This window comes from Streptomyces sp. NPDC002773 (genome assembly GCF_040295605.1).
Taxonomy (GTDB): Bacteria; Actinomycetota; Actinomycetes; order Streptomycetales; family Streptomycetaceae; genus Streptomyces.
In genome coordinates this window covers 146623-158186 of sequence record NZ_JBEOVO010000010.1, presented here as the reverse complement: position 1 = coordinate 158186, position 11564 = coordinate 146623, and the positions used below count along the sequence as shown (strand labels likewise).

13 protein-coding genes are annotated in these 11564 nt (G+C 71.6%); 4 read left to right on the top strand and 9 right to left on the bottom strand.

Annotated elements, in window-relative coordinates; all coding sequences use genetic code 11:
• Positions 1-31: 31 nt before the first annotated feature.
• Both ABT034_RS15615 and ABT034_RS15610 read left to right on the top strand, forming a co-directional pair.
• The gene (locus ABT034_RS15615; protein ID WP_024761909.1) at positions 32-406 is read left to right on the top strand and encodes a F0F1 ATP synthase subunit epsilon; all 375 of its coding nucleotides are present in this window, start codon (positions 32-34) and stop codon (positions 404-406) included.
• 144 nt (positions 407-550) lie between these two features.
• Positions 551-997, top strand: a complete 447-nt coding sequence (locus ABT034_RS15610) for a DUF2550 domain-containing protein (protein WP_351215302.1) — start codon at positions 551-553, stop codon at positions 995-997.
• 88 nt (positions 998-1085) lie between these two features.
• On the opposite strand, the gene ABT034_RS15605 is transcribed toward ABT034_RS15610, so the two are convergent.
• From ABT034_RS15605 to ABT034_RS15595, 3 genes are all read right to left on the bottom strand, one after another.
• Positions 1086-2933, bottom strand: coding sequence for a glycosyl hydrolase family 18 protein (locus ABT034_RS15605; RefSeq protein WP_502972930.1), 1848 nt, complete (start codon positions 2931-2933; stop codon positions 1086-1088).
• A gap of 125 nt (positions 2934-3058) precedes the next feature.
• Positions 3059-3700, bottom strand: coding sequence for a response regulator (locus ABT034_RS15600; RefSeq protein ID WP_351215300.1), 642 nt, complete (start codon positions 3698-3700; stop codon positions 3059-3061).
• Entirely contained in the window at positions 3697-4917 is a 1221-nt protein-coding gene (locus tag ABT034_RS15595) for a sensor histidine kinase (protein WP_351215298.1), read from the bottom strand. The genes ABT034_RS15600 and ABT034_RS15595 overlap by 4 nt, the downstream gene beginning before the upstream one ends.
• Positions 4918-5069: 152 nt before the next feature.
• Between ABT034_RS15595 and ABT034_RS15590 the strand changes: the two genes are divergently transcribed.
• Positions 5070-5738, top strand: coding sequence for a hypothetical protein (locus tag ABT034_RS15590; protein WP_351215296.1), 669 nt, complete (start codon positions 5070-5072; stop codon positions 5736-5738).
• Here ABT034_RS15590 and ABT034_RS15585 read toward each other — a convergent pair.
• Genes ABT034_RS15585 through ABT034_RS15575 form a run of 3 tightly spaced genes read right to left on the bottom strand, consistent with a single transcriptional unit; the run spans position 5658 to position 7797 of the window.
• The gene (locus ABT034_RS15585; protein ID WP_351215294.1) at positions 5658-6230 is read right to left on the bottom strand and encodes a cob(I)yrinic acid a,c-diamide adenosyltransferase; all 573 of its coding nucleotides are present in this window, start codon (positions 6228-6230) and stop codon (positions 5658-5660) included. The genes ABT034_RS15590 and ABT034_RS15585 overlap by 81 nt on opposite strands.
• Before the next feature lie 13 nt (positions 6231-6243).
• Entirely contained in the window at positions 6244-6993 is a 750-nt protein-coding gene (locus tag ABT034_RS15580; RefSeq protein WP_351215292.1) for an ABC transporter permease, read from the bottom strand.
• A 30-nt stretch (positions 6994-7023) separates the two neighbouring features.
• Complete coding sequence (locus ABT034_RS15575) at positions 7024-7797, bottom strand: ABC transporter ATP-binding protein (RefSeq protein ID WP_351215290.1); 774 nt, start codon at positions 7795-7797, stop codon at positions 7024-7026.
• A 105-nt stretch (positions 7798-7902) separates the two neighbouring features.
• Between ABT034_RS15575 and ABT034_RS15570 the strand changes: the two genes are divergently transcribed.
• Positions 7903-8541, top strand: a complete 639-nt coding sequence (locus ABT034_RS15570) for a TetR/AcrR family transcriptional regulator (RefSeq protein WP_351215288.1) — start codon at positions 7903-7905, stop codon at positions 8539-8541.
• Here the strand turns inward: ABT034_RS15570 and ABT034_RS15565 are convergent.
• The 3 genes from ABT034_RS15565 to ABT034_RS15555 all read right to left on the bottom strand — a co-directional run bounded on the left by ABT034_RS15565 (position 8520) and on the right by ABT034_RS15555 (position 11489).
• Positions 8520-9668: a cysteine desulfurase family protein gene (locus tag ABT034_RS15565; RefSeq protein ID WP_351215286.1), complete on the bottom strand. Its 1149-nt coding sequence runs from the start codon at positions 9666-9668 to the stop codon at positions 8520-8522. The genes ABT034_RS15570 and ABT034_RS15565 overlap by 22 nt on opposite strands.
• A 64-nt stretch (positions 9669-9732) precedes the next feature.
• Positions 9733-10578, bottom strand: coding sequence for a hypothetical protein (locus ABT034_RS15560; protein ID WP_351215284.1), 846 nt, complete (start codon positions 10576-10578; stop codon positions 9733-9735).
• Positions 10575-11489 (bottom strand): EamA family transporter, encoded by a 915-nt coding sequence (locus ABT034_RS15555; RefSeq protein ID WP_351215282.1) that lies wholly within the window; start codon positions 11487-11489, stop codon positions 10575-10577. Before ABT034_RS15555 ends, ABT034_RS15560 begins: the two co-directional genes overlap by 4 nt.
• Positions 11490-11564: the final 75 nt, after the last annotated feature.

The following is an 11564-nucleotide window of genomic DNA, read 5'->3' as shown; positions in this document are numbered from 1 at the left end:
GACCGCCGGGTGGTGACCCGAGGAGCCACCCTTGGCTGCTGAGCTGCACGTCGAGCTGGTCGCCGCGGACCGGAGTGTCTGGTCCGGCGAGGCCACCCTGGTCATCGCGCGTACCACCTCCGGCGACATCGGCGTCATGCCCGGCCACCAGCCGCTGCTCGGTGTGCTGGAGTCGGGCCCGGTGACCATCCGTACCAGCGAGGGCGCGACCGTCGTCGCCGCCGTCCACGGTGGATTCATCTCGTTCGCCGACGACAAGCTGTCTCTGCTCGCGGAGATCTGCGAGCTGGCGGACGAGATCGACGCCCAGCGCGCCGAGCGCGCGCTGGAGCGTGCGAAGTCGGACTCCGACGCCGCCGCCGAGCGGCGCGCCGACGTCCGGCTGCGCGCGGTAGCGGTCCGCTGACGGTCCGCGCCGAGTAGTGCCCTCAGCCGCGGCACGGTCCGGGAATTCTCCGGAGCGTGCCGCGGCTGAGGCGATGCAGATGCAGGTGGTATTCGGTTCTGCCGGTGATGCCGGCTACGGGACGCAGCGAGGAGGTCGGTGAAGATGTTCCTCGCTCTGCTCGTGTGCGGCCTGGTCGTCGCACTGGTGGTGATCGGGCTCTTCGTCTTCGGCTTGCGCCGGAGGCTGATCCAGCGTGCCGGCGGCACCTTCGACTGCTCCCTGCACTGGGACGTCCCGGACGAGCTGGATCCGAGCGGCAAGGGCTGGGTGTACGGCGTCGCCCGCTACAGCGGTGACGAGATCGCCTGGTTCCGGGTCTTCTCGTACTCGCCCCGCCCGCGCCGGGTCCTGGAGCGCTCGTCGATCGTGGCCCTGGAGCGCCGGTCGCCGGAGGGCGAGGAGGAGCTCGCGCTGCTCTCCCACGCGGTGATCCAGCCCTGTATGTACGAGGGTGTGCGGCTGGAGCTCGCGATGAGCGAGGACGCGCGGACCGGTTTCATGGCCTGGCTTGAGGCGGCGCCTCCGGGTCAGAGGGTGAACGTCGCCTGACTCGTCTCAGGCGTGCAGAAGCGGGGGACGGCGTGCTGCGCCGTCCCCCGCTTCTCGTTTTTCGGGGTGGGGGTTGCTTGGGTGGGGTTTACTTCAGGCCGGTGTTGATGGCGCCGACGAGTTCGCCGTTGCCGGTGTCACCGCTGAACTCCCAGAAGAACGCGCCGCCCAGGCCCTGGTTCTTCGCCCAGCTCATCTTGGACGTGACCGTGGCCGGGGTGTCGTAGCTCCACCAGTTGCTGCCGCAGTGGGCGTACGCCGTGCCCGCGACGGTGCCGGTGGCGGGGCAGGAGCTCTTGAGGACCTTGTAGTCCTCGATGCCCTGCTCGTAGGTGCCGGCCGCCGGGCCGGTCGCCGTGCCGCCGGGGGCGGACTGGGTGACGCCGGTCCAGCCGCGTCCGTAGAAGCCGATGCCGAGCAGCAGCTTGTTGGCGGGGACGCCCTTCGCTTTGAACTTGGCGATCGCCTCGGCGGAGTTGAAGCCCGCCTGCGGGATGCCGGCGTACGAGGTGAGCGGGGAGTGCGGGGCCGTCGGGCCCTTGGCCGCCCAGGCGCCGAAGAAGTCGTACGTCATGACGTTGAACCAGTTCATGTACTGCGCGGCGCCGCCGTAGTCGGCGGCGTCGATCTTGCCACCGGCGGAGGCGTCGGCCGTGACGGCCGCGGTGACCAGGTTGTTGGTGCCGAACTTGGCGCGCATGGCCTGCATCATGTTCTTGAACGAGGCCGGGCCGCTGGTGTCGCAGGAGAGGCCGCAGGCGTTGGGGTACTCCCAGTCCAGGTCGATGCCGTCGAAGACGTCGGCCCAGCGCGGGTCCTCGACCAGGTCGTAGCAGGACTGGGCGAAGGCGGTCGGGTTCTGCATGGCCTGGCCGAAGCCGCCGGACCAGGTCCAGCCGCCGAAGGACCAGAGGATCTTGATGTTCGGGTAGGCCTTCTTCAACTTGCGCAGCTGGTTGAAGTTGCCGCGCAGCGGCTGGTCCCAGGTGTCGGCGACGCCGTCGACGGACTGGTCGGCGGTGTAGGCCTTGTCGTAGTCGGCGTAGGCGTCACCGATGGTGCACTTGCCGCCGGTGACGTTGCCGAAGGCGTAGTTGATGTGGGTGATCTTGGACGCGGAGCCCGAGGTCACGATGTTCTTCACGTGGTAGTTGCGGCCGTAGACGCCCCAGTTGGTGAAGTAGCCCATCTTCACGGCGTTGGGGTTCGGCTGGCCGCCCCCGCCGCCGGTGGTGCGGACGGCGACCGGTCCCGCGGCGGGGCCGGTCTGGTCGATGGTGTCGCGGGCGACGACCGTGTAGCTGTAGTCGGTGCCGGCGGTCAGGCCCTGGTCGGTGTGGGTGAGGCCGGTGACCGTGGCGACCTTGGCGCCGTCGCGGAGGACGTCGTAGTTCTTGATGCCCTTGTCGTCGGTGGCCGCGGTCCAGGTGAGCTTCACCGAGGTGTCGGTGATGCTGGAGGCGGTCGGGGCGCCGGGGGCCGAGGGGGCGTTGTCGCCGGGCTGGCTGGTGCCGTCGCAGGCCGCGCCGTTGATCTTGCAGCCGGTGGGGGCGCCGGGGCCGGCGCCGTTGTACCCGAAGGAGACGGAGGCGCCGGGGGCGAGGGTCCCGTTCCAGCCGACGTTCTTGGCGGTCCAGTGGGTGCCGGAGCTGGTGACGGTGGCGTCCCAGGCGGAGGTCACGGAGGTGCCGGCGGGGTAGTCCCACTCGACGGTCCAGGCGCTGATGGTGGTGGTGCCGGTGTTCTTGATGGTCCAGTTGGCACCGAACCCGGTGCCCCAGTCCTGGGTCTTGGTGTACGTGGCGGTGGCCGAGGTGGCGGCTTCGGCGGGGGTGGCGAGGCCGACCATGGCGGCCAGGGGCAGGATCAGGGCGGTCAGTCCGGCGGCGGCCCGGTGTCTGAACCCTGTTCTGCGCGTCGGTGCTTGAGTGCTCAACGGTGCTCCTCAAGTTGCGGACGGACATGGGGTGGGGGTGGTCCGTGAAGATGCGCGCGCCCCGAGAGCGTAGGAAGGTCTGGACCAATCGTCAAGAGGTCCAGACCAACGTCGCCGCCGTCTCCTCAGACGCCCAACTCCTGGGCGAGGACCGCCGCTTGGACCCTGCTCCGCAGCTCCAGCTTCCCCAGCACCTTGCTGACGTGCGTCTTCACCGTCGCCTCCGCCATGTCGAGCCGTACCGCGATCTCCGCGTTCGACAGGCCCCTGCCGAGCGCCGACAGCACCTCCCGCTCCCGGGGCGTCAGCGACGCGAGGACCGCGGGGTCCGTCCGTGCGGGCCGGCTCGGCGCCGCGAACTCCGCGATCAGACGCCGGGTCACCGCGGGGGCGATCAGTCCCTCGCCGCGCGCCACCGTCCGTACCGCCTCGATCAGCTCCCCCGCGTCCGCGTTCTTCAGGAGGAAACCGGAGGCGCCCGCCCGCAGCGCCCCGAAGACGTACTCGTCCAGATCGAACGTGGTCAGGACGAGCACGTCCGCGAGCCCCTCCGCGACCACGATCCCCGTCGCCGTCACCCCGTCCATCCGGGGCATCTGCACATCCATGAGGACCAGGTCGGGCCGCAGCTCGCGCGCCAGCTCCACCGCCCGCTCCCCGTCCGCCGCCTCCCCGACCACCTCGATGTCCGGCGCGCTGCCCAGGATGAGGACGAGCCCCGCCCGTACCGCGCTCTGGTCGTCGGCGACCACCACCCGCACCGTCATGCCCGCTCCCCGTCGTTCCTGTCCATGGGCAGCTCTGCCCGTACCCGCCAACGCTTGTGACCCTCGCCGTCCGGCACCGGACCCGCCTCGAAGACCCCGTCGAGCAGGGCCACCCGTTCCCGCATCCCCACCAGACCGGCCCCCGAACCGGGCGCGGTCGGCCCGGGCCGCTCCCCGTACGGACTCGTCACCCGTACCGAGAGCGAGTCCGGCCCCTGCGCGAGCGTGACCCGCACCTCGCCGGGGGCCGCGTGCTTGAGCGCGTTCGTCAGCGACTCCTGCACGATCCGGTACGCGGCCAGCTCCACCGGCGCCGGGAGCCCCCCGGTCGTCTCCCGGGTGTCGTCAAGGGCGAAGGCCAGCCCGGCGGGGCCGCCGTTCGCCCCCGCCTGCGCGACCAGCGCGTCGAGGCCCGCCAGCGTGGGCGCGGCGGCCGGTTCCGTCTCCGCGCCGCTGTCCCGCAGCAGCCCGATGAGCCGCCGCATCTCCGTCAGGCCCGCCACGCTGTTCTCCCGGATCACGGTGAGCGCCTGCCGGGTGGTGGCCGGTTCGTCGAGCGACAGCGCCGCCGTCGAGTGGATCGCGATCGCCGAGAGGTGGTTCGCCACCATGTCGTGCAGCTCGCGCGCCATCCGGGCCCGCTCCGCCACCACCGCCTGCGCCCGGTCCATCTCGGCGAGCAGCGCCGTCTGCTCCGCGCGCAGCCGGGCGGCCTCCGCCGCGTTCCGGTGGTTGCGCACGATCGAGCCGGTCACCGCGGGCAGGAAGGAGACCATGCCGGTGAGCGCGCCCACGACCAGCGCGATCGCGTTCTGCCACCAGACCAGGAAGACGCCCGTGGTCGCGACGGTGACGAACGCCGTGGTGTACGGGACGCGCCGGGCCAGACCGGGGGAGCCGTACACCACCGCCGCGTAGACCACGTCCGTGAACATCAGGATCGTGGCGAGATTGCCGTGGGTGAACTGGTCGCCGGCGATCGCCAGGGTGGCGACGACCAGGGCGAAGTGCGGCGCGGTACGGCGCAGGGCCTCCGTCGCGGCCATCACGGTCAGCGGGATCAGCGTCGCCCACCGCTGCCCGAAGACGTGGTCAGCCGTCAGGTAGAGACCGAACGACCACAGGAGCAGGCCGCCGGCGAGCCCGCAGAAGGCGATCAGCAGGTCGACGCGGTGCGGGCGGGGGAGCCGTGGAAGGCGCGGGCGGGGGAGTGTCACGTACCCATCCAACACGGGCGCCGGCGCCGTGACCTCCTCGTCCGGGCCGATCCGCGCCTCCGTCGAAGGATGTAGACGCGTTTCGTCACCGGCGACGACGAACGCCGCCGAAAGCCACGGGACGCTGAGGAGGAACCGAAAGGGGAACCGTCGTGATCGTCACGCTGATCGTCATCTGCGAAATCGGTTTCTGGGTCCTGCTGGCCGCCGGACTCGCCGCCCGCTACCTCCTGAAGATGCCCCGGACGGGTATCGCGCTCCTCCTGTGCGAGCCGCTCCTGGAGATCCTGCTCCTCGTCGTCACGGCGATCGACCTGAAGAACGGCGCCGACCCCAGCTGGAAGCACGGCCTCGCCGCCCTGTACATCGGCTACACCGTCGGCCACGGCCACCGCACCGTGAAGTGGCTCGACGGCCATGCCGCGCACCGCTTCGGCGGCGCCCCGCCGCCCCCGAAGCCGCCGAGGTACGGGGCGGCCCGCGCCCGCCACGAGGGTGCGATCTGGCTCGGCTCGGTGGTCGCGGGGGCCGTCGCCTCGGGCCTGCTGCTCCTGGCGATGTGGTACGTCGGCGACGACGGGAACACCGACGGCCTGCGCGACTGGATCTTCGTCGCCTGGCGGGCGGTGGGCATCCACGGCCTGATCGCGCTCAGCTACGCGCTCTTCCCGAAGAAGGCCCCGCACGGCTTCTCGCACGGCGCGCCGCACGGTCTCTCGCACGCGGGTTCAGGCCGGGATTCAGCGGTCCCCGCCCGGGACCCAGAGCACGTCCCCGACCTCCTTGTTGGCGGTACGCGCAAGGATGAAGAGCAGGTCTGACAGGCGGTTGAGGTACGTGGCGGTGAGGGCGTTCATCGTCTCCCCGTGGACCTCGAGGGCCGCCCAGGTGGAGCGCTCCGCCCGCCGGACCACCGTGCACGCCTGGTGCAGCAGGGCCGCGCCGGGCGTGCCGCCCGGGAGGATGAAGGAGCGCAGCTTCTCCAGGTCCTCCAGGAAGCGGTCGCAGTCGGCCTCCAGCTTGTCGACGTAGCTCTGCTCCACCCGCAGCGGCGGGTATTTCGGGTCCTCCACCACGGGTGTGCAGAGGTCCGCGCCCACGTCGAAGAGGTCGTTCTGGACCCGGACGAGGACCTTCGCGACCTCCTCGTCGAGCTGTCCGAGGGCGATCGCCGTACCGATGGCGGCGTTCGCCTCGTTGGCGTCGGCGTAGGCCGAGATCCGCAGATCCGTCTTGGCGGTCCGGCTCATGTCGCCGAGCGCCGTGGTGCCCTGGTCGCCGGTACGGGTGTAGATGCGCGTCAGATTGACCATGGGTCCAGCCTAGTTAGGCTCCGGCGCTCCGGAACGTCCGTGTGCCCACCGTCACGGCGAGCGCCGCCACCGCGAGGGCGACGAGCACCCCGTACAGCAGGGTGGGGGTCGTGTAGTGGCCGATGTACGCCTCCCGGACCGCGTCCACCAGATAGCGGAACGGCATGAAGCGCGAGAGCACGTCGAGCCAGCCGGGGGCGAGCGTCATCGGCAGCATCAGGCCCGAGAGGAGCATCGCCGGCATCGCGAGCGTGTTGATCGCGGGGCCGAACTCCTGCGGGGTGCGGAGCTTCAGCGCGAGGGCGTACGACAGCGAGGCGAGCGCCACCGAGAGCAGGGCGACGAAGCCGAAGCCGATCAGGATCCCGGCGAGCGGCGCCCGCAGCCCCATCGGCAGGGCCACCAGGACGAGCAGGACCGCCTGGAAGACGAAGAGCGCGGCGTCCCGAAGTACTCGGCCGAGCAGCAGGGCCAGCCGGCTCACCGGCGTGACCCGCATCCGGTCGAACACGCCCCAGTTCTTCTCCATGATGATCGAGAACCCGGCGAACGAGGCGCCGAAGAGCCCCAGTTGGAGTAGCAGGCCGGGGACGAGGATCTGCCAGGAGTCGCCCTCGCGGCCCAGCGGGAGTCCGGTGAGCAGGGGCCCGAAGAAGAGCAGATAGAGCAGCGGCATGAGGACGCCGAAGAAGATCTGGAACGGGGAGCGCAGGGTCTGGCGGGCGTAGCGCCCGAAGAGGAGCGCGGTGTCGCGGAGAAGCATCGGGTGTCCTAGGGGGCTGCGGGTCACGGGTCAGACGGCTACGGGCGTGGTGTCGACGGGGGCCGGGCCGCGCCCGGTGACGGCGAGGAACGCGTCCTGGAGGGTGGCCGCGCCATGGGCGGCCTTGAGGGCGGTGGGGCTGTCCTCGGCCACGACGGTTCCCTTGTCCACGATCACGAGCCGGTCGGCGAGGGCGTCGGCCTCGTCCAGGTAGTGGGTGGTGAGGACGACGGTGGTGCCGTACTCGTCGCGCAGCCGCCGCACAAGCTCCCACAGGTCGGCGCGGCTGCCGGGGTCGAGCCCGGTCGTCGGCTCGTCGAGGAAGAGGACCTCGGGCCGGTGGGTGAGTCCCATCGCGAGGTCGAGCCGTCGGCGCTGGCCGCCGGAGAGCGCGGGGGTGGCGCGGTCGAGGAGGTCGGTGAGCCCGAGGTCGGCCGCGAGCTCCTCGGCGCGGGCCGTCGCGCGGGCCCGGTTCATGCCGTAGAGCCTGCCCTGGGTGACGAGCTCGGAGCGGACGGTCTCCTGCGGGTCGAGGCCGCCGGACTGGGCGACGTACCCGATGCGGCGGCGTACGGCAGCGGGGTCCCGTACGAGGTCGTGGCCCGCGACGGTGGCGGCGCCGGCGGTGGGCGGGAGGAGCGTGGTGAGCATCCGGAGGGTCGTGGTCTTTCCGGCGCCGTTGGGTCCGAGGAGTCCGAGGATCTCGCCGGGCCTGACGGTCAGGTCGATCCCTCGGACGGCCTCCACGGGGCCGTTCCTGGTCGAGAAGGTCCGGGCGAGCCCGGCCGTGCTGATGATGGGCATGGCGACTACAGAAACAGAGTCACTCAAATTTTGCAACGCCACCAAGTTTTATGTGTGGCCAAAAATGGAGTGGCCTCGAACTTTCAGGGAGCCTAGGATGAGCGCATGGCCGAGGGACTCAGGGAACGCAAGAAGCGCGAGACGAAGCAGCGGATCTCGGACATCGCGACCGGGCTCTTCCTCGAACACGGCTTCGCGCAGGTGACCGTCGCGGACGTGGCCGAGGCGGCGGACGTCTCCGTCAACACCGTCTACAACTACTTCCCGGCGAAGGAGGACCTCTTCCTCGACCGGATGGACGGCGTCACCCAGCGCCTCGCCCGGATGATCCGCGGCCGCGACCGGGGGGAGTCCGCCGCCCGGGCCGTCCTGCGCGCACTCCGCCAGGACATCGGCGCCGTCTCCCCCGCGTACGGACTCATGGACGGCTTCGACGCCTTCATGAACGTCATCGAGCACGCCCCCACCCTCAAGGCCCGGCTCTTCCACGTGCAGCAGCAGGTCCAGGACGCCGTCGTCACCACCCTCCGCGAGGAGACCGGCGCGCCCGCCGACGACCCCCTGCCGCTGCTCGTCGGCGGACAGCTCACCTGGGTCGAGACCACCGTCGTCGGGTACATCACCCGCGAGATGACCGCCGGAGGCAGGGCGACGGCCGTCTCCCGCGAGGCGCTCGTGCTCCTCGACGAGATCGAGGAGCTCCTGAGCGAGAGAGTGCTGACCTACGCGGTTCGCGAGGGCTGACGGCCGGCGACCGCCGCCAGCGCGTGGGCGGCGCGGACCGCCTCCGCCTCCGTGCTGAAGCGGCCGAACGCGATCCGGACGCTGCCCCGGATCCGCTCGGGCGGCAGCCCGACCGCCCGTAGGACGTGCGAGGGCTCCTGCGCCGAACTGTTGCAGGCGGAACCCGTCGACACGGCGAGGTCGGCGACCTCCAGGAGCACCTGCTGCGCGTCCACGTCCGCGAACGACAGGTTCACCGCGTGCGGCAGGAAGCCCGCCCCCGTACCGCTGTTGAGCGTGTACGGGACCAGCTGCGCCAGCTCCGTCAGGAACCGGCCCCGCAGCCCCGCGAGCCGTACCGCCTCCTCCTCCCGGCCCGCCGCGAGCACCCCGACGGCCGCGCCGAGGCCGATGACCGCGGCGGTGTTGAGCGTGCCCGCGCGAAGCCCCCGCTCCTGGCCGCCGCCGTGCAGCAGCGGCGCCAGGGGCGCCCGGTCCGAGAGCCGGTTGGAGACGTACAGGACGCCGACGCCCTTCGGGCCGTAGATCTTGTGCCCGGAGAACGTCAGCAGGTCGGCCCCGAGCGTCCGTACGTCCACCGGCAGCGAGCCGACCCCCTGGGTCGCGTCGCAGTGCAGCGGGACGCCCGCCGCCCGGGTCAGCGCGCCGATCTCGGCGACCGGCTGGACGGTGGAGACCTCGTTGTTCGCGAGCATCACCGAGACCAGCGCGGTGTCCGGCCGCAGCGCCGCCGCGACCTGCCCCGGGTCGACCCGGCCCTCGCCGTCGACGGGCAGCACCGTCACGTCGTGCCCCGCCTCCCGCAGCGAACGGCAGGTGTCGAGCACGGACTTGTGCTCCACCGCCGTCGTCACCACGTGGCGGCGCCCGCCCGGACGGACCACCCCCTTGATCGCGAGGTTGTTGCCCTCCGTCGCGCCGGAGGTGAAGTAGATCTCGCTGCGCCCCGCGCCGATGAGCCGGGCGACCGCGCCCCGGGCCCGCTCGACCTCGCGGAAGGCGCGGATGCCGGCGGCATGCGGGCTGGACGGGTTGGCGTAGCAGTGGGTGGCGGCGAAACTCATCGCCTCGACGACGACCGGGTCCATGGGGGTGGTCGCCTGGTGGTCGAGATAGATCGTGGCCATACCGGGTCTCTCCCTGTTTCCGCTGTGACGGGTGATCAGAAGGCGGTGATCAGAAGACGGGTGCTCAGAAGTCGTACGCGGTGTAGGTCAGGGCCAGCGGGTCGGCGCAGGCCGCGTCGGCGAAGACCAGCACGATCTCCTCCCCGGGCGCGCCCAGGGTGCGGAGGTAGATCTCGGCGCCCTTGGTCACCTTGTCCCGGTCGGCGAGCGAGTTGATGTCGACGACATGGCGGTGGGCGCAGTCGGGGAAGGCCCGCAGCCGGGCGAAGTAGCGCGCGAAGTACTCGGCGACGATCAGCGGGCAGCGCGGCACGACATGGTCGCCCTTGACGACACCGGCGAGCACCTTCTCGTACTGGCGGGAGCGGAAGACGATCTCGTCCCCGTCCCGGGCGAAGAGGGGCTCGGCCGCGGGCTCGCGCAGCCACCGTTTCATCGACCGGGCGGCGCGGTTGCGCAGGTTCCGCTCGCGGGTCACGGTGAAGGCCGTCCCGGCCTCGGCGGCTGCGGCGGTGAGCGGGGAGAGGTCGGTCTCGGCGGGGCCGGCCGCCGGCAGCGTACAGACGTCGGTGGAACAGGACATGCCGAGGTCGTTGGCGATGACGTCGTAGAGGACCTTGTTGCCGCGGTGGAGCCGGCGGGCGGCCGCGCCGGTCTCCTGGGCGAGGGCGAAGGAGTTCAGCGAGAACGCGCCGATGCCGGCGGCCGTGTCGAAGTAGCCGCCCGCGACGAGGAGCGCCGAGCGGGACGTGGTGGAGACGGTCTCCAGGAGGGGCGCGACCCGGGCCGGGACCTCGCGGGTCCGGCGCGCGGGCGGGCTGATGGTGTGTGTGGTGGGGATGAGGCCGGTCGCGTGCGTCGTGTGGGTGAGGCTGGTCGTGCTGCTGGGCACAGGGCTCACGGGGGTCATAACGGCACTCCGTTCTTCCGGGACGGGGATCGATCGGACGGTGCTGGCGGCGGGTCGGGCGGTACGTCTGCGGCCCGGCCGGTGCCGACGGCCGCGCCCACCACGCAGAGCACGGCCGCCCACTGCACCCACGAGAGCCGCTCGCCGAGCAGGGCGAGCCCCACCAGGGCCGCGATGACGGGCTCCACCGTCGACAGGACGGCGAAGACCCTCGGCGGCAGCCGCCGCAGCGCGGCGAACTCCAGTGAGAACGGCACCACGGTCGTCAGGACGGCCACCGCGAAGGCGAATCCCAGCACCCCCGGATCGAGCAGGACGTCGGGGGAGGGGAGGCCGAGGGCGGGGGCGGTGGGCAGGGCGAGGACGGCGGCCACCGTCAGGCCGAGGGCGAGGCCGGAGCCGCCGGGGACGGCCCTGCCGACCCGGGCGCCGAGCAGGATGTAGCCGGTGAGCGCCGCTCCGGTGAGCAGACTCGCGGCCAGGCCGACGGGGTCGTCCATGCCCTTCGTGCCGCCGAGGACGAGTAGACCGATGCCCGCGAGCGCCACCCAGAGCCGGTCGAGCGCGCGCCGCGAGGTGAGGGCGGCGAGCAGCAACGGCCCGCTGAACTCCAGGGTCACCACGACCCCCAGCGGAAGCCGTGAGGTGGCCTCGTAGAAGGCGAACTGCATCACGGCGAAGACGGCCCCGTAGGGGAGCAGCAGCCGCCAGTGGCGGAGGAGCAGGCGGGGGGCGGGCCGGGAGAGCAGGCAGAGCAGGGCGGCGGCGATGAGCAGACGCAACAGGGTCGCTCCGGTCGGACCGGTCTCCTCGAAGAGCCGTTTCGCGAAGGCGGAGCCGAACTGGAGGCTGACCATGCCGGTCAGCAGGAGCAGCGGGGCGGGGGCGGTCCCCAGGGCGTACGGACGCATGACGGCAGCTCCTCTCGGACGACGACCGCCGGACAAGGTGCGCTCGACTATATACCCCCCAGGGGTATATAGCTT

What these genes read in the sequence shown, in the direction of transcription:
- ABT034_RS15585 (WP_351215294.1), bottom strand. Translation starts at nt 6,230, where the DNA reads ATGGTCAATCTGACGCGCATCTACACCCGTACCGGCGACCAGGGCACC.
- ABT034_RS15600 (WP_351215300.1), bottom strand. Translation starts at nt 3,700, where the DNA reads ATGACGGTGCGGGTGGTGGTCGCCGACGACCAGAGCGCGGTACGGGCG.
- ABT034_RS15565 (WP_351215286.1), bottom strand. Translation starts at nt 9,668, where the DNA reads ATGGCCACGATCTATCTCGACCACCAGGCGACCACCCCCATGGACCCG.
- ABT034_RS15580 (WP_351215292.1), bottom strand. Translation starts at nt 6,993, where the DNA reads ATGCTTCTCCGCGACACCGCGCTCCTCTTCGGGCGCTACGCCCGCCAG.
- ABT034_RS15610 (WP_351215302.1), top strand. Translation starts at nt 551, where the DNA reads ATGTTCCTCGCTCTGCTCGTGTGCGGCCTGGTCGTCGCACTGGTGGTG.
- ABT034_RS15560 (WP_351215284.1), bottom strand. Translation starts at nt 10,578, where the DNA reads ATGACCCCCGTGAGCCCTGTGCCCAGCAGCACGACCAGCCTCACCCAC.
- ABT034_RS15555 (WP_351215282.1), bottom strand. Translation starts at nt 11,489, where the DNA reads ATGCGTCCGTACGCCCTGGGGACCGCCCCCGCCCCGCTGCTCCTGCTG.
- ABT034_RS15575 (WP_351215290.1), bottom strand. Translation starts at nt 7,797, where the DNA reads ATGCCCATCATCAGCACGGCCGGGCTCGCCCGGACCTTCTCGACCAGG.
- ABT034_RS15570 (WP_351215288.1), top strand. Translation starts at nt 7,903, where the DNA reads ATGGCCGAGGGACTCAGGGAACGCAAGAAGCGCGAGACGAAGCAGCGG.